At 41.2% G+C, this 23,108-nt stretch carries 20 protein-coding genes and 1 pseudogene; 6 read left to right on the top strand and 15 right to left on the bottom strand.

All coding sequences use genetic code 11. The features are described from left to right. Nucleotides 1-66: 66 nt before the first annotated feature. Nucleotides 67-1,017, bottom strand: a complete 951-nt coding sequence (locus GY065_RS03295; protein WP_025330307.1) for a D-alanyl-D-alanine carboxypeptidase family protein — start codon at nt 1,015-1,017, stop codon at nt 67-69. Nucleotides 1,018-1,427: 410 nt separating this feature from the next. On the opposite strand from GY065_RS03295, the gene clpX reads away from it, so the two are divergent. Beyond that, the gene (clpX, locus tag GY065_RS03290; RefSeq protein WP_025330305.1) at nt 1,428-2,690 is read left to right on the top strand and encodes an ATP-dependent Clp protease ATP-binding subunit ClpX; all 1,263 of its coding nucleotides are present in this window, start codon (nt 1,428-1,430) and stop codon (nt 2,688-2,690) included. A 162-nt stretch (nt 2,691-2,852) separates the two neighbouring features. On the opposite strand, the gene GY065_RS03285 is transcribed toward clpX, so the two are convergent. Next, nucleotides 2,853-3,530: a helix-turn-helix transcriptional regulator gene (locus tag GY065_RS03285; RefSeq protein WP_025330304.1), complete on the bottom strand. Its 678-nt coding sequence runs from the start codon at nt 3,528-3,530 to the stop codon at nt 2,853-2,855. A gap of 183 nt (nt 3,531-3,713) precedes the next feature. Here GY065_RS03285 and GY065_RS03280 point away from each other — a divergent pair, with 183 nt between their 5' ends. Then, on the top strand, nt 3,714-3,989 hold the full coding sequence (locus GY065_RS03280) for a hypothetical protein (protein WP_025330303.1): 276 nt from the start codon (nt 3,714-3,716) through the stop codon (nt 3,987-3,989). 194 nt (nt 3,990-4,183) lie between these two features. On the opposite strand, the gene mpl is transcribed toward GY065_RS03280, so the two are convergent. After that, nucleotides 4,184-5,587: a UDP-N-acetylmuramate:L-alanyl-gamma-D-glutamyl-meso-diaminopimelate ligase gene (mpl, locus tag GY065_RS03275; protein ID WP_174833061.1), complete on the bottom strand. Its 1,404-nt coding sequence runs from the start codon at nt 5,585-5,587 to the stop codon at nt 4,184-4,186. Nucleotides 5,588-6,812: 1,225 nt separating this feature from the next. Here mpl and GY065_RS03270 point away from each other — a divergent pair. Then, entirely contained in the window at nt 6,813-7,919 is a 1,107-nt protein-coding gene (locus GY065_RS03270; protein WP_174833060.1) for a prolyl oligopeptidase family serine peptidase, read from the top strand. A gap of 78 nt (nt 7,920-7,997) precedes the next feature. Here the strand turns inward: GY065_RS03270 and pnp are convergent, their stop codons facing one another. Further along, nucleotides 7,998-10,121, bottom strand: a complete 2,124-nt coding sequence (gene pnp, locus GY065_RS03265; protein ID WP_174833059.1) for a polyribonucleotide nucleotidyltransferase — start codon at nt 10,119-10,121, stop codon at nt 7,998-8,000. 429 nt (nt 10,122-10,550) lie between these two features. Between pnp and GY065_RS03260 the strand changes: the two genes are divergently transcribed. Next, complete coding sequence (locus tag GY065_RS03260) at nt 10,551-11,126, top strand: acyl-CoA thioesterase (RefSeq protein ID WP_041879139.1); 576 nt, start codon at nt 10,551-10,553, stop codon at nt 11,124-11,126. Nucleotides 11,127-11,232: 106 nt separating this feature from the next. Continuing rightward, nucleotides 11,233-11,301: pseudogene (locus tag GY065_RS13535) on the top strand (hypothetical protein); the annotation flags it as partial. 293 nt (nt 11,302-11,594) lie between these two features. Here GY065_RS13535 and GY065_RS03255 read toward each other — a convergent pair. The 3 genes from GY065_RS03255 to truB all read right to left on the bottom strand — a co-directional run bounded on the left by GY065_RS03255 (nt 11,595) and on the right by truB (nt 13,802). Then, nucleotides 11,595-11,909, bottom strand: a complete 315-nt coding sequence (locus tag GY065_RS03255) for a hypothetical protein (RefSeq protein ID WP_041879136.1) — start codon at nt 11,907-11,909, stop codon at nt 11,595-11,597. A gap of 615 nt (nt 11,910-12,524) precedes the next feature. Further along, complete coding sequence (gene rpsO / locus GY065_RS03250) at nt 12,525-12,791, bottom strand: 30S ribosomal protein S15 (protein WP_025330297.1); 267 nt, start codon at nt 12,789-12,791, stop codon at nt 12,525-12,527. 87 nt (nt 12,792-12,878) lie between these two features. Continuing rightward, the gene (gene truB / locus GY065_RS03245; RefSeq protein ID WP_041879133.1) at nt 12,879-13,802 is read right to left on the bottom strand and encodes a tRNA pseudouridine(55) synthase TruB; all 924 of its coding nucleotides are present in this window, start codon (nt 13,800-13,802) and stop codon (nt 12,879-12,881) included. 816 nt (nt 13,803-14,618) lie between these two features. Between truB and adhP the strand changes: the two genes are divergently transcribed. After that, nucleotides 14,619-15,632: an alcohol dehydrogenase AdhP gene (adhP, locus tag GY065_RS03240; protein WP_025330295.1), complete on the top strand. Its 1,014-nt coding sequence runs from the start codon at nt 14,619-14,621 to the stop codon at nt 15,630-15,632. Between the two features lie 65 nt (nt 15,633-15,697). On the opposite strand, the gene nagZ is transcribed toward adhP, so the two are convergent. From nagZ to dnaQ, 8 genes are all read right to left on the bottom strand, one after another. After that, nucleotides 15,698-16,795, bottom strand: a complete 1,098-nt coding sequence (gene nagZ, locus GY065_RS03235) for a beta-N-acetylhexosaminidase (RefSeq protein WP_244621477.1) — start codon at nt 16,793-16,795, stop codon at nt 15,698-15,700. Nucleotides 16,796-16,964: 169 nt separating this feature from the next. Next, nucleotides 16,965-18,434, bottom strand: coding sequence for a Do family serine endopeptidase (locus GY065_RS03230; protein ID WP_174833197.1), 1,470 nt, complete (start codon nt 18,432-18,434; stop codon nt 16,965-16,967). Nucleotides 18,435-18,520: 86 nt separating this feature from the next. Continuing rightward, nucleotides 18,521-19,162, bottom strand: coding sequence for an endonuclease III (gene nth / locus GY065_RS03225; protein WP_174833058.1), 642 nt, complete (start codon nt 19,160-19,162; stop codon nt 18,521-18,523). Between the two features lie 12 nt (nt 19,163-19,174). Continuing rightward, nucleotides 19,175-19,825 (bottom strand): thermonuclease family protein, encoded by a 651-nt coding sequence (locus GY065_RS03220; RefSeq protein ID WP_174833057.1) that lies wholly within the window; start codon nt 19,823-19,825, stop codon nt 19,175-19,177. Between the two features lie 142 nt (nt 19,826-19,967). Beyond that, the gene (rpiA, locus tag GY065_RS03215; protein WP_037393496.1) at nt 19,968-20,636 is read right to left on the bottom strand and encodes a ribose-5-phosphate isomerase RpiA; all 669 of its coding nucleotides are present in this window, start codon (nt 20,634-20,636) and stop codon (nt 19,968-19,970) included. A gap of 87 nt (nt 20,637-20,723) precedes the next feature. Then, nucleotides 20,724-21,206, bottom strand: a complete 483-nt coding sequence (gene ispF / locus GY065_RS03210; RefSeq protein WP_100126398.1) for a 2-C-methyl-D-erythritol 2,4-cyclodiphosphate synthase — start codon at nt 21,204-21,206, stop codon at nt 20,724-20,726. After that, nucleotides 21,203-21,910, bottom strand: a complete 708-nt coding sequence (ispD, locus tag GY065_RS03205) for a 2-C-methyl-D-erythritol 4-phosphate cytidylyltransferase (RefSeq protein ID WP_174833056.1) — start codon at nt 21,908-21,910, stop codon at nt 21,203-21,205. Before ispD ends, ispF begins: the two co-directional genes overlap by 4 nt. Then, nucleotides 21,907-22,647 carry a DNA polymerase III subunit epsilon gene (gene dnaQ, locus GY065_RS03200; RefSeq protein ID WP_174833055.1) on the bottom strand — a complete coding sequence of 247 codons (741 nt, stop codon included), beginning with the start codon at nt 22,645-22,647 and terminating at the stop codon, nt 21,907-21,909. Before dnaQ ends, ispD begins: the two co-directional genes overlap by 4 nt. Nucleotides 22,648-23,108 lie beyond the last annotated feature (461 nt).

Below are 23,108 nucleotides of genomic sequence, written 5' to 3'. Positions count from 1 at the left end.
TGGATAGATTTATTGATAAAAAACCCCGTTATCGCTAACGGGGCTCTTTGATAACAGATATATGGTTTATAAGGATTGCTGCATCGCCCATGAACGTAAAGCGCGGGCATCGCTTACGCGGGTTGTTGAACTGGGAGAGTTCAGTAAAACAATGGTTACCGGCTGGTTCTGCACGCTGGTCAGCAGCACCATAGACCGACCTGCTTCACGAATATATCCGGTTTTTTGCAGCGCGATCGGCCATAAACCTTCGCGTACCAGTGCATTGGAGTTGTGATATTGCTCTACTCTGCCATTACTGGTGTATACCGAACCGGAATTGTCTGTTGAGTATTGTCTGATAAGCGGATACTGGCTGGCACCACGCACCAGTAAAGCCAAATCCCGTGCAGTGGACTGATTGCGCGGATCAAGCCCGGTTGGTTCGTAAAAACGTGAATTAGTCATTCCCAACTCAGCCGCCTTATTATTCATGGCTTCTACAAATGCCGGCATACCGCCCGGATAAGTACGTGCCAGAGCATGGATTGCCCGGTTTTCACTACTCATTAAACCAATATGCAACAGCTCACGCCGGGTCATTACTGTACCAACAGACAGACGGCTGGTTGAGTTTTTCAGCCGGTCAATTTCAGCATCTGTGATGGTAATCTGATCATTCATGTTCTGATTGGCATCCAGCACTACCATTGCTGAAACCAGCTTAGAAATGGATGCAATTGAACGTACCTGATTGATATTTTTTTGGTAAAGAATTTCACCGGTCTGATTATTCATAATCAGTGCCGATTGTGAGCTCAATAAAGGACCGGCAACCTGTGCACGGGTTTCTAGACTGGCGTCAGGATGGTTGCTGATAAATGTACTGAGTGTGTCAGACTGACCACCTGCCTGCTTTTGTTCGATAAACTGACCAAGAACATCTATATCTCCGGCCACAGCAGGTACTGCAAAAAACAGACTGCTGCTTAACAGGCTTACCCACTGCCAGCGACGCAGACGTGATAAACATGACATGATAACTTCCTTTTTGACCCTGAATCAGGGTAATTTATTTCTCAAGAGAATACTACTTCATACTGGACGCAAAGAGACACAGACATAATTATTATCTGTGTTTGAAAGAAGTTTTTAACGTCCAATTATTCAATAAAAATATTGTTTCTCAATCTAATTATAAGACAAATTTGCTTACGTCCGGTATTTTCTTATTATATTTGGCTAAAAAAGGTGTTTATAAACGATATTTTAATCAGATTTTCATTATCAAACTGATTTCTTCAGTGATTAAAACCACACTAGCATTCAGTTTGATATCAGCCTGATAAAACTATATACTCGTTTTTTGGCTGAATCCGATACGATATCACTTATGTATTTGGTCCGGCATTCAATATAAGCTCTATTTTCTTGATGAAATCCTGTTTATGAGTAAAGAAATTCGTTATTGTTCGTTTTGCGGTAAACCTGAAAACGAAGTTAAAAATTTAATTGAAGGTGAAAACGCATTAATCTGTAATGAGTGCGTGGATACATGCAATGAAATGCTACATAATCCGGGTGCTTCTTCTACAGAGAATGGCATGCCGGCAGCTGACGGAGACGGGCAGGAAAAACTGCCTACTCCGGCAGAAATTGTTGCTAATCTTGACCAGTATGTAATCGGACAGGAAACAGCAAAAAAATCACTGGCTGTAGCGGTATATAATCATTACAAACGCTTGCGTCTGGGTAAGGAAGAAGGTCAGGTAGAGCTGTCTAAATCCAATATTCTGCTGATCGGACCTACCGGTTCGGGTAAAACTCTGCTCGCTCAGACTCTGGCGCGCAAACTGGATGTTCCGTTTGTAATGGCGGATGCCACCACACTTACCGAAGCCGGCTATGTTGGTGAGGATGTGGAACAGATTATCACTAAATTATTGGGTAAATGCGATTTTGATGTACAAAAAGCACAAAAAGGCATTGTATACATTGATGAAATCGATAAAATCTCCCGCAAAAGTGATAATCCCTCTATCACCCGTGATGTTTCCGGTGAGGGTGTTCAGCAGGCTTTACTTAAACTGATAGAAGGAACTGTTGCATCTGTGCCGCCACAGGGCGGACGCAAACATCCTAATCAGGAATTTATTAATGTAGACACTACTAATATTCTGTTTATCTGTGGTGGTGCATTTGCCGGACTGGAAAAAGTTATCCGTCAGCGTACTGAAAAAGGTGGTATCGGCTTTGGTGCTGCGGTACACAGCAAAGACGAAAATACCAATGTAAGCGAGCTGTTTCAGACGGTAGAACCGGAAGACCTGATTAAATTCGGTTTGATTCCCGAGCTGATCGGCCGTCTGCCAGTTATTGCAACGCTCACTGAGCTGGATGAAGATGCACTGATTAATATCCTTACCGAACCTAAAAATGCATTAATTAAGCAGTTTCAGGCTCTGTTTGCGATGGAAGGTGTGGAGCTACAAGTACAACCCTCTGCATTACGGGCAATTGCCAAGCTGGCCATGGCGCGCAAAACTGGTGCCCGCGGCCTACGCTCAATTGTAGAAAAAGCGTTGCTCAATACTATGTATGCTTTGCCGGATTTAAACGATGTAAAAAAAGTGGTTGTTAATCAGGATGTAATTGATAAAGGTGCTGAACCTGAATGGTTACTGGCTGATGGCAGTGCTTATAAAGGCTAAAACCATAAGCTGAATTTTACGTGCAAAAAAAACCGTCTGAATTTTGGAATTCAGACAGTTTTTTATGTCCAGAATAAATGAGTTAACCGGTTAATAATGTGTCTGCAGTAATACCCGGATTATCAAACTGGCTCTTCAGTATGAAATTTTATTATCAGAACATTACAGATAACGGCCAAACCACAATACTTTACCGATGATTTGTACATCATCACTTTCACTATCCAGCCGGATTTCAAAACTCGGATAGGCTTCATTAGCAGAAATAACATTCACTACATTACCCGGCATCAGCTGTAAACGCTTAACCAGCAGATTATCGTTAATACGCAGTACATACAAACCATCACGGCGTATATGATTCATTTGCTGTACCAGAATGGTATCCCCGTCATTGAGTACACCTTCCATTGAATCGCCTTTGACCGAAATCACTGACAAGCCACTAACTTCAGGGCTAATCATTGAATTTATCCAATCCTTGCGAAACGCCATGGTAAACATCGGTTTTTCATTAGCAACTAAACTACCATGTCCGGCAGCTGCTTCAATTGCATAACGCGGTACATAAACAAAATCTTCAGTATTCACCGGATTACCCAGCGTATCATGTGCTGCCTGAGTTTGCTGTTCAGGAAAGGGCTCCCCCTCTCCGGTCAGCAACCAGTCAATACTGCAACCTTTTAATTCTTTGATACGTTTCAGGGTTTCTGCTTTGGGTAACCCGCCTTCATGCCAGATACGGCTGAAACCGGCCATAGTCATATCAATGTCTGTAGCAATTTTAGACTGGCGCTCACCCGGCCACAGTGAAGCCAGACGATCTTTAAATGTTTGCATGCACAAATTCCGGCAATTTCTTAGAAATAACGTCAATAAATTTGTTTTTATTATACTTCATTTTTAGAAAAATGAAAAGTAACTAAATATTTAAGAAATAAATTCCTTGAATATTTATTTTTTTCTAATTAATATAATAAAAATTAAACAATTTATTAGATTTTTCTAAATAAGGAATGGATTATGAAATTATTAAAAATATATGGGTTAATGGCTTTATTATTGTTGCTGGGCAATTTTCATTCAGTACCAGCTCGTGCTACAGCTCCTGCGGCATTGATTTCGCAAACGCTGGACTGCCAGCATCTGGCGAATTTAACTTATACTGAAATGAATCCAACCCAGATTAAAGTAGCCAAAAACTGTGACCAGCGTGAAGCTGCACAAAGCTGGCAGAATGCATACGGAAAAATGAATCATACTGAAATGGCAAAAGCTACGGTTTATGAGGCTTCCTGAAATATTGTATCGCTCTGCTTCTGTTGTACTATCAACCATGTAATTTCATTATTTTTTATATTTATTCTGACACTGCACTGTTTGAAAACACACATAAAATAAAAGCCTGAGTACCTGAAATAACAGATAGCTCCGGCCTTTAGAAAATCTGAACCAGAGGTTATTGTTTTAACTTGAATTCAGTACAAAAATAATTAATTATTTGCTTTGTGTTGTAACTGAGTCAGTAATTGCTGATGAATACCACCAAAGCCGCCATTACTCATGACCAGAATATGATCCCCCTGCTCTGCCTGTGCAGTGATAGCTTCAACCAGTGACTGCATATCCTGAAAAACTGCTACTTTATCTTGTAACGGACTTAGTGCAGCCGCAACATCCCAGTCAACCCCGCCGGCATAACAGAATACTTTATCAGCTTCCGCCAGACTGGCAGGTAAAGCAGCTTTCATGGTACCCAGCTTCATAGTATTAGAGCGTGGTTCAAGCACAGCCAGAATACGTGCATTAACAACTTTCTGACGCAAACCGGCAATAGTTGTGGCAATGGCTGTCGGATGATGAGCAAAATCATCATAAACCGTAATATCGTTAACAACACCTTTGACTTCCATGCGCCGTTTAACATTCTCAAAACGAGACAATGCTGCACAAGATTGCCGGATTGACACACCTGCATGACGTGCCGCAGCAATTACTGCCAGTGCATTCATGCGGTTATGCTGCCCCAGTAGTTTCCACTCTATATGTCCCACCTTTTGTTGCTGATAGAGTACATCGAAGCCACCGGTTGCATAAATTTCACCAATCTGCCAATCCTTATTCAGACCAAAACCTTCTACTTCTGACCAGCAGCCTTGCTGTAAAACTTCATCCAGTGCAGCCGATTGTTCATTAACAACAATCAGCCCTTCACTGGGAATTGTACGAATCAAATGATGAAACTGAGTCTGAATTGCTGCGAGATTGGGAAAAATATCCGCATGATCATATTCCAGATTGTTTAGAATTGCCGTACGCGGACGATAGTGGACAAACTTACTGCGTTTATCAAAAAAAGCTGTGTCATACTCATCTGCCTCGATGACAAAAAACGGACTGCACTCTGGTTCAGATGTAGATTGCTCAGCCGGTGGTACCTGAGGCAGGCGCGCTGATACAGCAAAATTTTGCGGCACCCCGCCAATCAGAAATCCGGGAGCCAGATCAGCATCTTCAAGCACCCATGCCAGCATACTGGCTGTCGTTGTCTTACCATGAGTGCCGGCTACTGCCAGTACCCAGTGTTGTTGAAGGATATTTTCTGCCAGCCATTGCGGGCCGGAAGTATAAGGTAAGTTACGATTAAGGATGGCCTCAATGACAGGCATGCCGCGACGGGCAACATTACCAATTACATAGACATCAGCGGGATATCTGTCCAGCTGTGCTGCTTCAAATCCTTCCACCACATCAATGCCCAAATCAGCCAGCTGTGTACTCATGGGCGGATACATTTTGGCATCACAACCAGTTACTTGATAGCCTGCCTGTTTGGCTATAGCGGCAATTCCTCCCATAAATGTTCCGCCGATACCAATGATGTGGATATGCTGCATTTCTCTGTCTCTATGCGATGAAAACCAGCATTATAGACTTTCCTCATATTTACTACATGGCTGTTTTGTATTTTCTGTACACTGTCACCGCTAAAATTAAATTCAAAATACAAAGCCGGCACTGAAAAACAGAAAATAGACTATTGTGATTAATTTAAAAGAGTTCGTATTGGATCATTAGAAATATTTGATTATGAAATATATTATTATCTGCTGATACTGAGAAATAATTATTTGGTATTTTTATGAATATTTAATCATGTAACGCTGAAAGATATTTTTCAGATTTCTTTTTTTCCATTTCGCGACAAGAATAAAGTTCGGGACTTTTATAAGATATTCCTTTTGCTTAAATTTAAATGTCAGCCTGCTTCTGATAAAGCCTGATTTGAAGCTTAGTTCGGAAACTTCTGTCACAGCAATAATAATAGCATCTGTATGGTTATACTTTTACATGTTGTGTTCCATACAATATTGATGAACTATCAAATTTTCGCAACTTGTGCTTGTCAAAATCTGCTTCGATATTTTTTCAGCTTTAGATACTATCCATATTAAAGGCGGAAAATCATAAAATAAAATATACTTAAGTAAATCTTCAATCCTGTCAATATAATAAATATATTTTAGTTTATCCACAATCATAATACCTGATATTGTTTTCCCAGTCTTTATCCACGTATCTGTCAGCGTATACGATAAGATGAATAAATACACATTATTCCTGTGATTATTGGGATGGTGTTGCACATAAACTGTGGATAAGTAATTTATATTCTTGTTATATATAAATTAAATTTAACTGCCTATTTTTTAATCAGCAAATCATAACTGAATCAATTTTCCTTGATTCCGTTACATAAATTGCTCTGACAATATTTGTTTGCAAACAGCAGTATAGCTCTCATATCTATAACAGATATAGTTTTTAGTACATATTAAATTCAGTATTACTTGTTGAGCTTGTTGAATATTTTGAAATGCTGATAAGTTTCCACTGTTATGATGTTAATCGGAATGGTTTTCCGAAAAGCTGATTATCTTTATCATAAAAAACAAGTAAACGCTGAAATCATTGATAATTAAATTTTATATTCATTTCCGGATTTGAATTTGATTTATATAACGGAATATTGATTACTGCTATTGATAATGGCTTTGATTTATTCCTTATTATATTATTTGAAATTATTATAACAACACTCCCTTATTAAAGAGGGATGCTATGATTAAATTACTTTTTTGCTTTATCAATTCATTTATTTTACTTTTTCCACTTATCTCCAACGCTTCAGAACATATTGGTTTTAAGCGAATTCACTATGATATACAAGATGGAAGGCCACTAGATATTGCTGTTTGGTATGCCACTAATAATAAGCAAAATTTAATAACTATAGCTGATAATGCTATTTTTGATGGTTCTGAAGTTATTGCTGATGCAGTACCGGAAATAAAGAGTACTAAATCGCCATTAATTTTACTTTCACATGGTTACGGTGGGAGCTGGCGAAGTTTAAGCTGGCTTGCACATGCATTAGCTACAAAGGGATATATTGTTGCAGCTCCTAATCATCCGGGGACAACTGGATTTGATCAGAATACTGAGCAGTCAGCCAAATTATGGTTACGACCACAAGATTTAAGTAAAACTATTGATGCACTGGCTGAAAATCAAACATTCTCAAATATCATTAATTTAAATCAGATTTCCGCTATAGGCCACTCGCTTGGTGGTTGGTCAGTAATTGCACTTTCCGGAGCCAGATTTGATACAGAGTCATTTAAGAAAGATTGTAATAAATATTCATATTTAAAAGCTTGTCATTTGATATCTGAACTTGGTCTGGCAAATTCAGAGCTTAATAAGAATATGTCAGACCCCAGGATAAAAACATTCGTATCATTAGATGCTGGTTTGACAAGAGGGTTTACCATTGAAAGCTTACAAAAAATCAAAATGCCATCTCTTATTATTGGTGCAGGAGTTGATATAGGTGATACAAATACACAACTTGAATCGGGTTATGTACAAGAATTTCTACCAAAATCGTCCTCAACTTATATTATTATTCCAGATGCAATGCATTTTAGTTTTATCCAAATTTGTAAATCTAATGCAATTGATATATTGAATCAAGAAAAAGAAGGAGAAGGAATTATTTGTAAGGATGGCGGCAGTCGGAATAGAAGTGAGATTCATCGTGAAATTACTCATCTCATTGTTGATTTTTTATCTAAGACATTTTCAAATTATAAAACTGATTTCAAAAAAACTGCTTTAAATGATGCAATTTCTTATTATTCTTATAATAGGTTATACCCCTTATAAATGATGTAATATTTCTATTTTGCTACAAAAAAAGACTGCCTTACATGTAAGGCAGTCTTGAATACTCAATATTAATGATTAATTTTCAGCCGGTTTTTGTTCTTGCGGTGCCTTTTCAAGCAAAGCTTTGATTGACAGGCGTACACGGCCGCGATCATCAATTTCCAGTGCTTTTACTTTAACTTGCTGACCAATTTGCAGGTAATCGCTTACATTTTTCACACGATCATGTGAAATTTGGCTGATGTGTACCAAGCCGTCTTTACCCGGCATAACTGATACGATAGCACCAACATTGTTATCCAGAATCTTGATTACTGTGCCTTCGTATACTTTACCCACTTCTACTTCAGCAGTAATTTCTTCAATACGGCGTTTGGCCGCTTCTCCTGCTTCACTGGTGCTGGCAGCAATGGTAATCGTACCATCTTCAGCAATATTAATTTCAGTACCGGTTTCTGCAGTTAATGCACGGATAGTTTCACCACCTTTACCAATAACATCACGAATCTTGTCCTGATGGATTTTCATAGTAAATAAACGTGGTGCATGTGCAGATAATTCTTGCGGACCTTTTACTGCTTCCTGCATTTGTCCGAGAATATTCAAACGAGCTTCTTTCGCCTGAGCCAGTGCAATCTGCATGATTTCCTTGGTAATTCCCTGAATTTTGATATCCATTTGCAGAGCAGTCACACCAGTAGTGGTACCGGCAACTTTAAAGTCCATATCACCAAGGTGGTCTTCATCGCCCAGAATATCAGTCAGTACAGCAAATTTATTGCCATCCAGAATTAAACCCATGGCTATACCGGCAACATGGCTTTTCAGAGGAACGCCAGCATTTAGCAAACTCAGACATCCAGCACATACGCTGGCCATGGAAGAAGAACCATTGGATTCAGTAATTTCAGATACTACACGCATGGTATAGCTGAAATCTTCAACATCAGGCAATACAGCCAGCAGTGCGCGTTTTGCCAGACGGCCGTGCCCGATTTCACGGCGTTTTGGTGCACCCATACGGCCTACTTCACCGGTTGAGTATGGCGGAAAATTGTAATGCAGCATAAAGCGGTCAGTATATTCACCACTCAGAGCATCGATAATCTGTTCATCACGCTGAGTGCCCAGTGTTGCTGTAGCCAGTGACTGAGTTTCACCACGGGTAAACAAGGCAGAACCATGTGTACGCGGTAATACGCCGGTCCGGATATTAATAGGTCGAACAGTACGGGTATCACGGCCGTCAATACGCGGCTGGCCTTCCAGAATCTGGCCACGAACTACTTCTTTTTCCAGATCTTTGAAAATACCGCGAATCTGGTTAGCCAGTAAGGTATCAGTTTCTTCGGTAATCAAAGCCGCTTCAACAGCAGACCATGCTTCATCTAGTTTTGCTGTACGGGCTTGTTTTTGCTTGATTTTGAATGCTTCATCAATTGTTGCACCAGCCAGCTCACGTACTTTGGCAATCAGGCTTTCATCAGCAACAGGAGCCTGCCAGTCCCACATTTCCGGATTAACTTCATCTGCAAATTCATTGATGGCACGGATGGCTGCCTGCATCTGTTCATGACCGAATACTACTGCACCCAGCATGGTTTCTTCAGACAGTACATCTGCTTCAGATTCCACCATTAATACGGCTTTTTCTGTACCGGCAACAACCAAATCCAGTTGTGACTGAGCGAGCTGGTTTTTTGTCGGATTAAGAACATATTCACCATTGACATAGCCGACACGGGCTGCACCAATCGGACCGGCAAAAGGTACACCTGTTAGTAGTAGTGCAGCTGAAGCTCCTAGCATAGCCGGAATATCTGAATCAATTTCCGGATCAACTGAAACTACCATGGCAACTATCTGAATATCGTTGTAGAAACCTTCCGGAAATAAAGGACGAATCGGACGGTCAATCAGGCGGCTGGTAAGGATTTCTTTTTCACTCTGTTTGCCTTCCCGCTTAAAAAATCCGCCCGGAATTTTACCGGCTGCATAGGTGCGTTCCAGATAGTCTACAGTCAACGGAAAGAAATCCTGACCAGGTTTGACTTCTTTAGCAGCTGTAACGGCTACCAGTACCACAGTATCGCCCATGGAAATTTTTACTGCACCGGCTGCCTGACGGGCAATTTCACCAGTTTCCAAAGTAACTGTCTGATTGCCGTATTGAAAGGTTTTAATGTGTTTATTAAACATATTGTGTTTCCATTCTAATTTTTTGCAGATACCGCACCTGCTAAAAAACCTAACAATGTACACGTAACAGGCATATACATAGGTAGGGTTTCTGGCCGGGCGTGATTTGCAAAATGATTATTAATGAGGTTTTAATCAAGCCTGTAACAGGCTATAAATACATTTTGTATTATGGTCAAATTCTAACATATATTTTTTACCTTATCGCAAACTCAATGACTGTCACGACGCTGGTTAAGCTCAGGATATGCATTTTTGGTCTTTTTCAATCTGCCATAAAAATATTTCTATTGACCAAACATTTTTTCTTTACCCAAAATCATTAATATTAAAACTATTTGCTTGTATGTTAGAATTGATTTTATTAATGTAAATCACCATATTGGTTCAACCGGATCTGGCTGTACCTGTATTATTGAGGACAAAGTAATGTCTGAATTTTTGTATAAAAAACCAACTGACAGTGATGTACTGTTATCTGTTGTGATGCATCCGGAAGATACCAACGCAAACAACACTATTTTTGGCGGACGTATTCTGGCTTTAATGGATCAGGCCGCGTATGCATGTGCCTGTAAACACTCACGTTCTGTAACGGTAACAGCAGCTATTAATACTGTTAATTTCCGTACGCCAATTTATGTGGGTGATTTGGTCTCAATTAAAGCTCGGGTCAATTATGTAGGTAAATCATCCATGATGATTGGTATTCGTGTAGAAGCGGAAAATCTGGTTACCGGAGAAATTCGTCATAGTAATTCCAGTTATTTCACCATGGTCGCCATTGATTCTGCCACCGGTAAGCCACAGTCTGTACCCGGTCTGATTCTGGAAACATCCAATGAAGTACGCCGTTTTGTACGCTCATATACTCGCAAGATAGAACAGCAGGAAGCTTTGAAAGAATTTCAGGCAAAAGCTTTTCATTTAAATAAGGATCATCTGGACTGGTGTCAGACACAGAATGCGCGTTTAAATCCCGATTTATATAACGAAATAGGATAATTCAGATTTGTTTGCATTTCTCTTCTGCCGGTGTGTAGTATTGATTTTTCAGCCTTGATTCAAGGCTATTGGCGACAAATACAAAGAAATTAGTAGCCTTTAAAAATTCGTAATTGCTCCGGCAGTTGAACAAATCAATACCAATACTGATTTTAATATTGATATTTCATTTTAGAAAATGTAAGCGCGAAATACGCTGGATACAGCTAAGATTTAACCAAAAACAGGAAGCTAAAGCATTTAGCGTGCAAGGTATTAGTTATAGTGCTTATGCCGCTGCCTGCTCTTTCTGGCAGAAGATAAAACGTGGCTTGAAACAGGGGCGCTAGGACAATTACAAGCTGTCTGTATCATAAGCGAGCTATTAAATTTTATGGTATATGCTGAAGCGCGATTAAGTCATAGACTGTAAGCTAAACAAAAAAGCCCCGTTTGGGGCTTTTTTTAATTTCACAAAGATTTTGCAACTTATTTCTGTTCATATCGCGCTATCTCATTATCAAACTCTTGTTTTTCTTGTTTGATCCTTTCAACAACAACGGAATAATCAGTACCATGTAAATATGGTGGTGCTAATTCAGGACACAGATGATAGACAAGCATATTTATGTTAATCATATTACCTAAAGCTGTTCCACATGCATGAACAGTTAGATCAGGGTAAAAATGATATTTATGTCGTAAATCTAGAGCAAATTGATCAAGAGCCTTACCTAATTCATTAGCTCTCTGGTTAATCTCAACTAGTTGCTCATGAGAAAACTCTGATTTGTCCATATCCATTACCAATCATGATTCGCCGCCCCGCCAGGTAAGTCAAAAATACCTCCACTATCAGGGCCAAGACAATACGTATAGGCTGCATAACACTGATGAAACCCTATATTAGGAATAAGGCCTTCAGTACAACGATTATGTTGCTGGCTGCACCGTTTAAGCTGACTTACTGATAAACGCAGCAATCCTTCATTATCTTATTTTTGATTCTGTTTCTTACTACTCAACATACTAGTTACACTAGAATGCTTTTGATCAGCAGCGGTAGCAGTTACTGCTGATATACTTAAAACTGCCAGTATTGATAAAGAAATTAAACGCTTTAACTAAATTATAAGTCAATACGTTAAAATTTATTTTGTTTCAATTTTGTCACATACTTGGTTCGTCATCATCCTTATCATTACTCAGCGCAATCGCAACCTTTTCAGTACCCTTCTGGTCAAGTATCCTGCCGCACGCTCAACCTGTTCTCTACCGTTGTTTTAAGCTTGTTATAGACATCCCGAAGGCTGTCCATGCCTTGGCCAATTACCTTTGTTGTTCGCTCAAAGTAGAAAGGTACGATAAGGTATAAAAAAGCCGTCTTTTTAAAGACGGCTTTTTTCAGATGGAGAATGCTTATTTACGCAGACCCAGACGTGCAATCAATTCGCGGTAGGTATCCGGTTTAGTGCGGCGGATGTAGGCCAGCAAACGACGACGGGAGCTAACCATTTTCAACAGACCACGACGGCTGTGATGGTCTTTCGGGTTAGCTTTAAAGTGACCAGTCAGATCATTAATACGGAAAGTCAATAACGCGATTTGTACTTCAGAAGAACCAGTGTCCCCTTCGGCACGTTGATAATCTTTAATAATTTGTGCTTTTTGTTCAACAGATAACATGTAATTTACTCTTAAAAAAAGCCTTACGGCAGACAAGTTGGCCAAGCTAATATATGTCATTAACAAATACCAACTCCGGATACATATTTAACTGATATAAGCCGTATTCATCAGACGCAGCACTTTCAAACGCCTGCTGGCAGCCTGATATTGCACCAGCCCGATAAAGCGGCCATCAACAGCATAAATACGCAAGGGGCACATTGTGCCATAATTTTGCTCAGAATGCACGGCTACACCATGCTGTAACTGCAAAATATCTTTATCATTCAGAGTGACAGCCGGAAAATGTTGTACGAGTACATCACAAGGCAAAAGCCAGTTATCCCGTGCAGCTTCATCCAGATTACTGATTGCAGCAAGTGAATGAGTCTGTTCAATTGTAAAGCCGGCAGTAGCAGTGCGGCGTAATGCAGTCAGATGCGCTACAGTTCCCATATGTTTGGCCATATCTTCAGCCAAAGTACGTATATATGTTCCCTTACTGCAACGCACACTGATGACCAGCCGCGGAAAAGTAAAGTCAATAATATCTATCTGATAAATCGTAACCTGACGGCTTTTCCGTTCGATGGTAATACCCGCACGGGCATATTCATATAATGGCTTACCCTGATATTTAATAGCTGAATACATAGGCGGTGTCTGAGTAATTTCACCACTAAAAGCAGAAATGGCTGCCTGTACCTGCGCCAGTGTAATCACAGTATCGGAAGTGGCAACGATTTCACCTTCAGCATCACCTGTGCTGGTAGCCGCACCCAGCTGTAAAGTCGCTATATAAGCTTTATCTGCATCCAGAAGATACTGAGCAAATTTAGTTGCTTCTCCAAAGCATACGGGTAACAAACCTGTTGCCAGCGGATCCAGTACACCGGTATGCCCTGCTTTGGCCGCACCATATAAAAAGCGCGCCCGCTGCAAAGCACTGTTACTGCTCATTCCGCTGTCTTTATCGAGTAACAGCACGCCATTAAGAACGCGTTTGCGCCGGCTAGTCTGGGTATTCATGATGTTGTTTATCTAATTTCAGTTTCAGGGTCATTAAGCGAGCGCATCATAACATGCTTTATCCGGCCTATTCAGGATTAGTCGCTTTTTCGATTAGAAACAGGCTTGAGAACCAGTACTGGCTTTTAAAATTACCAGCTCCGCCGATAACAGAACTTCGGACATCTATATTTTCAAACTTAAAAACTGACTATAAAAGCATCTTATCAGGATGCACACAGATGACATAATTTCCAGATTTCACTATCAGTGGAATCTGCGAACCCAGATAGGTGTATGGATCAGATGTATATGCCGTTAGTCATACTATTCTTGATTTCCAGCAATGTTTACCCATGTAATAGTTAATTTTGCATACTGTTTTATTGTCTTAATTTAGGTGTGCATGCCTCTATGCAGATTTTATGTTTTCTTACCTGAGCTAATCTGATTAGTAGGACAATAGCAAAAAGGAATCATTGAAATTTATTAAAATTTCTTATAAATATATGGTATTTTGCTGCAATTAAGTCTTACGCAGATGCTTTATTTAGAGTTACAATTATTTTATATACCAGTGCTGGTACTGCACTGATATATCTGTCAGAATAACTGGTAGAAAATAAATATTTTAATCCTGTTTTAAATGACATTTAATCGGTAATATGAGGTACATTTACACCTCTGAATAATTTTCTGTCATTTTTATTCAGGATTATATTTATACCGGTATCGATTTTATCCGGTAAATGATTTTCTGGTTGTACCGGTCTGTTTATCTGAGAACAGAAACTAACAGACTAAACACTTCTTCTTTACTGATGAAAAGGGTTCATTATGAAAGCAGCCGTAGTAACAAAAGACAAAAAAGTTGCCATCCAGGATAAAGCTGTACGCCCACTGAAAGCCAATGAAGCATTGCTGAAAATGGAATGCTGTGGCGTTTGCCATACCGACTTGCATGTAAAAAATGCGGATTTTGGCGACGTAACTGGTGTAACACTGGGACATGAAGGTATTGGGGTTGTAACTGCTGTAGGTGAAGATGTTACTTCTTTAAAAGTGGGTGACCGTGCCAGTGTTGCCTGGTTCTTTGAAGGCTGCGGACATTGTGAATATTGCAACAGTGGTCGCGAAACCTTCTGCCGTGAAGTTAAAAATGCCGGCTATACTGTAGACGGTGGTATGGCTGAAGAATGTATCGTTGTAGCAGATTATGCAGTTAAAGTACCAGACGGACTGAGTTCTGAAGCAGCCAGCAGTATTACCTGTGCTGGTGTGACAACCTACAAGGCAATCAAAGTTTCTCATATCCAGCCGGGTCAGTGGATTGCGATTTATGGCCTTGGTGGCTTAGGTAATCTGGCGTTGCAGTATGCCAAAAACGTGTTTAATGCTAAAGTAATTGCTATTGATGTCAATGAAAAACAACTTGAGCTGGCACGCGAAATGGGCGCAGATATGACTCTGAACCCTGCTAAAGAAAAAGTAGAAGAAATCATTCAGGAAAAAGTAGGTGGTGCTTACGCCGCAGTAGTTACTGCTGTAGCTAAATCTGCTTTCAATTCAGCCGTAGCCTCTGTACGTGCCGGCGGACGTATTGTTGCTGTAGCCTTGCCAGTTGACACTATGGATCTGAATATTCCGCGTCTGGTTCTGGATGGTATTGAAGTGGTAGGTTCACTGGTAGGCACACGTGAAGATTTGCGTGAAGCATTCCAGTTTGGTGCAGAAGGTAAAGTAGTACCAAAAGTAACTATGCGCCCTCTGGAAGATATCAATGATATTTTCGATGAAATGACTGCCGGTAAGTTTACTGGTCGTATGGTAATCGACTTTAAAAATGCCTGATATCTGATAGGCAGTTTAAAAAAGCCATAGTTTCACTATGGCTTTTTTGTTGTTCGGAGAAATAATTAGCAGGCTTCGCCTACCTGAACACCATTGAGAGTATCCTGAGCAGAGGCCAGACTGGCTACCAGTTGCTGAGCTGCCTGAAATTCAGGTGTCTGCATAGTAGCAACATATTCTGTTGCACTCCCCTTACCGGCAATCATCTGCCAGCGCTGTGCCAGCCAGCTGATATCCGGCCAGACAAAATCGGTCAGCAGATTATCTACCCAGTCTGGTTTATTACATACCAGAGCAATATCACAGCCGGCACCAAAAGCTTGCGCTGTACGTGCATGGATATCACCGGCGCAGCTGGCTCCTTCCATAGTTAAATCATCAGAGAAAATCACTCCGTCAAACTGCATTTTATCGCGTAAAACACCCTCCAGCCAGATAGTGGAGAATCCTGCCGGTTCTGTCGGATCAACTTTAGGGTATACCACGTGTGCGGGCATGAGTGCCGGCATACCATTATGAATTAAATCTTTAAATGGCTGTATATCATCAGCCCATAATTCTTCCCAGCTGCGGTTATCTTCCGGCAAGGTAAGATGGCTATCACCACTGACGGCCCCATGCCCGGGAAAATGTTTGCCACAGCAAGCCATACCACCACGAGCCAGACCACGTTGCAAAGCTACTGCCAGAGAGCTGACTACAGCCGGCTGCTGATGAAAACTGCGATTACCGATAACAGCACATTCACCCCAGTCCAAATCCAGAACAGGCGTAAATGATAAATCTATGCCACAGGCACGTAATTCAGTAGCCAGCACCCAGCCTACTGTTTCGGCCATTTTGTCGGCCATTGCTGCACCATGCTGCTCCCAGCACTGTCCCAGAGTACGCATGGCCGGCAATCGGGTAAATTCGGGAATAAAGCGCTGTACCCGCCCGCCTTCATGATCAACAGCGACAATAAGCTCCGGTGTTCTTAATGCTTTAATTTCCGCAACCAGCTCGGTTAACTGAGCACGTGACTGATAATTGCGCCGGAACAGAATCACACCACCAATGGCCGGATGACATAAACGTTCACGTTCGATATCACTTAACCTGAACTCTGCCACATCAGCCATAACCGGACCACGTGCTAATGCTTTGGGATGTACTGACAACATAAATTATTCCAAAATTTTTCTGAATGAATCGCGTGTGGTCTGACCAGAAAGTGATCCATCATTAACAATGGAGCAATTAATAAAACCTACATAATGGTGTAAACGACCTGTGCGATTAACTGATAATCCAACTAGAACATATCCTAAAAACAATATCTTTATGAAAAGATTACGGCAACATCATAGCAATAAACAGGGTATTGTTTGCACGCCTGATTAACAGAGGTACATTTTTTCCACTGGCTGCTACTGCATTATCAAAATCTTTTTCGTCATGTACCAGTTTCTGACCAACGGCGATAATAATATCGCCACGACGTAAATCTACCTGTGCAGCCAGCCCGCTGATGTCTTCAATAATCAGCCCCTGAGCTGTTGCCCGCAATACCAGACCGAGACGGTGTTCGGCAAAACTGGTTCCGTCAGTTGGCATAATGGTACTACTGGCAGAACTGGCCGGATTAGCTACAGCCGGAGACACATTATCCAGCGTTACCTTGATTTCTTCTTTTTGACCTTTACGCCAGATACCCAGAACGATTTGCTTACCTGGTGGCAGTAAACCAACTTTCACCGGCAAATCGCTTGAATTCTTTAGCTCATCGCCATTCACACTTTGTACGATATCACCGGATAATAAGCCTGCTTTAGCTGCCGGTCCGCCGGCAACAACTTGAGTAATCAGCGCACCATTAGCTTTATCCAGACCAAAAGATTTGGCCAGATTATAGTTGACTTCCTGAATAACTACTCCAAGCCGGCCTCGCTGTACCTTACCTGATGTTTTCAATTGTTCGGCTACATTCATGGCCACATCAATCGGAATGGCAAAAGAAATACCCATAAAGCCACCACTGCGGCTGTATATCTGTGAGTTAATTCCTACTACCTGTCCCTTAAGATTAAATAATGGTCCACCTGAATTTCCGGGATTAATAGCCACATCAGTCTGGATAAACGGCGTATAGTTTTCTTCCGGCAGGCTGCGTCCTTTAGCTGAAACAATGCCTGCAGTCACACTATTATCAAAACCAAACGGCGCACCAATGGCCGCTACCCATTCTCCGACTTTTAATTCTTCAGGATTACCCAGTTCTACAACCGGTAATTCATCGGCATTGATTTTTAATAATGCAACATCAGACTGAGCATCAGCACCAATCAGTTTTGCCTGAAATTCACGTTTGTCATTCAGTAAAACCTTAATATTATTCATACCGTTGACTACATGAGTGTTGGTAAGAATATAACCATCCTTACTGATAATAAAACCTGAACCAAAATTATATTCATCATCATTTGCCTGCGGGGTTTGCGGTACATTTGGCAAAAGGCGTTTGAAGTATTCGTAAAACGGATCATTGTCAGGCAAAGCATCCGGACCGGCTTCATTATCGATATTACGGTTATTGCGTGTAGCCTGAATATTGACTACTGCCGGACCTTGCTGGTCGACCAGCCGGGTAAAATCGGGCAACAACATAGCTACCTGATTGCTGTTCCCATCAGTACCGGCAGGTATTTCCTTCACAAAACCCTGACCGTCCTTATTTTTGCCAAACCATTGTTCTAGCCTGTCACAACCTGCTGCTACCAACAACACTGACAAAATTGCTGTCAACATATATTTGCGATTTATCCGCATCCACTTCCCTAACTTTTTTGTTTTCTTACACAAGCAAAGATTAATAATATTGTAACGAAAAGAGGCGTTAAGTTACACAATCAGACGGTTAAAGTCGACTTTGCCGGGTACTCGCACAAATCATTTATCAGACATTGCTCACACAGCGGTTTACGCGCTTTACATATGTAACGTCCGTGTAAAATAAGCCAGTGATGTGCATTAAGTCTGAACTGTTTCGGCACCACCTTCATTAATTTATCCTCAACTTCACGTACCGTTTTACCCGGTGCCAGACCAGTACGATTACATACCCGGAAAATATGCGTATCTACTGCAATCGTTGGATGACCAAAAGCTGTATTCAGCACAACATTAGCCGTTTTTCTCCCTACTCCCGGCAATGCCTCCAGCTCTTCTCTGGTTTGCGGAACATCTCCGTTATACTGCTGCACCAGAATCCGGCAAGTTTCCATCACATGTTTGGCTTTGGTTTTATATAAACCGATGGTCCGAATACACTCCATAACTTTATCTATTCCTAACTCCAGCATGGCTTGTGCTGTGGGTGCCATTTGGAATAAATGTACAGTGCATTTATTGACAGAAACATCCGTTGCCTGTGCCGAGAGCATAACAGCTATCAATAATTCAAATGGTGAATGATATATCAGCTCTGTAGTCGGATTCTGACAGACGGCCTGCAAACGAGTGAATATTTTCTTGCGCTTTTGTGCATTCATGAAATTAAACCATTATCGGTTTTTTTGTTGCTGACGAAACTGCCACGGTGCTATTGCACTGGCATTGTGCCATAAACCGAGACGATTTTGGCGCGCCTGTATCTGAGCACTTTGATAACGGCCAAAACCTAATCGATCCTGCTGCTTTTTAGCAATTGAGTCGTAATGCCATGCATATCCCTGCTGAACCATCCATAAGTTAATATCTGCATTATTTAATATAATCTGACCAACCTCACGCTGATACTGATCTATAGCAACCACATTGACATCAACATACTTACCCTCAATACGTGCTTTTAAGGCATCGCGACTGGCTATACCATAAGCTTGTTTGATTTCCGGCGCATCAATATTAGCCAGACGAACTTTATGCGTATGCCCGTCCTTGTCTCTGATATGCACAGTATCTCCGTCATGCACACTGTCAACATTACCGGAATAGCGTCCTTTACTGGCTACTGCCCATTTTTTTCCTCTTACAGGCGGCTTACCATTAAGCAAATCCTGTACAGAGCGCACAATACTGTCCGCTTTCTGTGTCCATTCCGCTAAAGGTGTAATTATACTTTCCGGCAACCACACTTTAGCGATTGTCAGAATAACAGCCACCCAGACCAGAATTTTACGCCAGTTAGTCAGAATTTTTTGTCTTTTATGCATTTATCAGAAAACCACATTGTTAAATATGTCGGCCTGAACAGAATAAACCTTTAAAACAACAGCAGCCAGCTACCCTTTTTTCAGGTAACTGGCTGCGCAGATATTAATTAATTGTAATATTAAATACTTCTGTGCAGCGAATTCAGACTCTGGCAGTTAATACCTTGACACCATCGCTGCAACCCAGCACCAGTAAATCAGCCGGATGGTGAGTAAACAAACCATTTTCCACTACACCGGGTATCTTATTAATGGCATCTTCCATTTTAATCGGCTCATCAAAGTTCAAATTAGCTACATCCAGTATCTGATTACCATGATCAGAAGTAAAACCCAGACGCAGTTCAGGCTCTCCGCCAAGTTTCAGTAGCCGGCGCGCTACCAGTGAACGAGCATTGGGTGTCACTTCCACTGGTAACGATACATGACCAAGACGACTGGTATATTTACTTTCATCAGCAATACAAATGAATTTCTCAGCAGCACTGGCAACAATTTTTTCATTTAACAATGCACCGCCGCCACCTTTAATCATCTGCAATAAATGATTGATTTCATCAGCTCCATCAATGTACAGCGGTAAACCATTCACTTCATTGAGTGTTACTTCCGGAATACCAAATTTTTTTAAAGTTTCACTGGTCAGGGCAGATGTGGATACTGCACCTTTAATCTGCTTTTTACTTTGTGCCAGTGCCTCTATAAAAAAATACACGGTAGAACCGGTACCAATACCCAGATACTCGTTTTCATTGACATATTCAACAGCTTTTTGCGCTGCCTGACGTTTCAACTCATCCTGTGTGGCCATTCTACTGCTCCTTGATCAGCTTAACTTTAAGTACATTTCAAACAATAATTATTCCTGCACGAAATTATAACTGATGCCGCAACAGGATTAAACTGCCGTCAGCAATACGACTGCCTGAGCCTCAATAGCTTCTTTCCGCCCCAGATAGCCTAATTTTTCATTGGTTTTACCCTTAACATTTACTGCATCCACAGCTATATTCAAATCAGCTGCAATATTTATGCGCATCTGATCTATATAAGGACGCAATTTCGGCTCCTGAGCAATAACCGTACTATCAACATTGACCACACACCAGCCGGCAGCCCGAACGGCAGCACAGGCACCGCGTAACAGTACACGGCTATCGGCATCTTTATTTGCAGCAGCTGTATCCGGATAAAGCTTGCCAATATCACCTAAAGCGGCTGCACCCAGCAGTGCATCGGTAATCGCATGCAATAACGCATCTGCATCAGAATGACCAAGCAAACCTTTATCAAAAGGAATTTTTACGCCGCCAAGTAACAATGGCCGCCCGCTAACGAGCTGATGCACATCATAACCCTGACCAATTCTTAAAGAACTCATTTAATGGTGTCCTGCTGTAAAAAATAGCTAGCCAGTAACGCATCCTGTGCACTGGTGAGTTTCAGATTGCGTATGTCCCCTGCTACCAGTAATGGAGTCAGACCAAGCGCCTCTACGGCAGAAGATTCATCTGTAATCACATCTAAATCTGCTTGTGCCAGTGCTCTGGCCAGAATACCGGTACGAAACATTTGTGGAGTCTGAGCCTGCCATAAACCTGTCCTGTTCACTGTCCGGCTTACCTGCTGTTGCTCATCTGCCTGTTTAAGCGTATCTGCTACGGGAAGCGCTAGTAACCCGCCTACTGCATGATCTTGCACAGCAGCTAATAAACGTTTTACAGAATCCGTACTCACACAGCAGCGAGCGGCATCATGTACCAGTACCCAGTCGTTATCCTGTACATTAAAATATTTTTGCGCCTGCACAATCCCATTGCGCACAGTTTGCGCCCGAGTTGCTCCGCCACAGCGCAGGATATGCACATCTGGAGGTAATAAATCTGCCGGATAGACAGCATCGATATATTCATCCTGTTCTGATACAACAATCAAAAACAGATCAATTGCACTGATTTGTGCCAGTCGCGACACTGTATGCTGTAATACAGTCTGACCGGCTAAAGTAACATACTGTTTCGGACATTCTGCACCAAATCGTGCTCCGACACCCGCGGCAGGAATCAGCACTACATGCCGGGTCATACAGATTTATCCCCGTTATTTTCCTGCCATTTTCGCCACATACAGGGTTCACCAACTATTTTATCCAACGCCTGCAAATAAGCTTCATGTTCAGCCAGTTCTTCTGCACTGGGTTCCACTACTGTTAACCCAGTATGTTTTATCTGATATTTGCTGTCTGCAATCTGATTTTCACTGGCAGCAGCAGTAGCCATCAGTTCATCTACCAGACTGAACTGGCTTCGGGTCATGGCCAGATAAACTTCACCAAGTAATTCACAGTCAATCAGTGCACCATGCAGTACACGCTTACTGCGGTCTACTTCCAGCCGCGTACATAAAGCATCCAGCGAATTTTTCTGTCCCGGATATTTATCACGAGCCATTTTGAGCGTATCAACTATCCCACTGGTAATCGTTTCAATCTTGGGCATACCCAGACGCTCAAACTCCATATCCAGAAAGCCTTCATCAAATGCAGCATTATGAATAATCAGTTCGGCACCATGCAGGTAGTCGGCAATCTGCTGAGCCACACCGGCAAACACCGGTGCATTCATTTCCTGTAGCTTTTCCAGTGTAATTCCGTGTACTGCCACAGCTTCGTCTGGAATATCGCGCTCAGGATTAATATACAGATGCAGATTATTTCCGGTAAGGCGCCGGTCTACCATTTCTACACCGGCAAATTCAATCAGGCGATCACCATTGTTTGCATACAGTCCGGTGGTTTCAGTATCAAGAATAATTTGACGCATATTGATTCAATGCTTTATGCGGTTGAACACCGCTGACTTAAAACTCCGATAATACTAAAAAATCAACTCCGGTGCATAACAGCCGTCCGTGCCGGTAAAACAAATTACTCAGCAGGCAAATCCAACAGATGACTATTACAAACTAATAGTCATCAAGCTGTTTTATCCGGATAAAACATTATTTTTTAGTATTTTTTGTCATAGTCTCTATTAACGGGTATATATACCACTATTTATTTTTCTTTTAAAAACAAAATTATAAATAAAATTCTCAGTTATTTTTGCAAATAATAATAACTATCATTTGCAATTAGAAAATAATTTGTTTATGATGCATCTATGTTCACGAAACGACACAAATATTCACAAATATTTTGCAGCCATTTCTGAACATACTCACAGATTTAAAATAGATTGTTTTTGTTCAACAATTTATTTAGCACTTTTCTATTGGTAGTGGT

Source organism: Snodgrassella sp. ESL0323, assembly GCF_013346865.1.
Classification (GTDB): Bacteria; Pseudomonadota; Gammaproteobacteria; order Burkholderiales; family Neisseriaceae; genus Snodgrassella; species Snodgrassella alvi.
The sequence above is the reverse complement of the archived record's forward strand: the minus strand, read 5'-3'. Positions and strand labels throughout refer to the sequence as shown.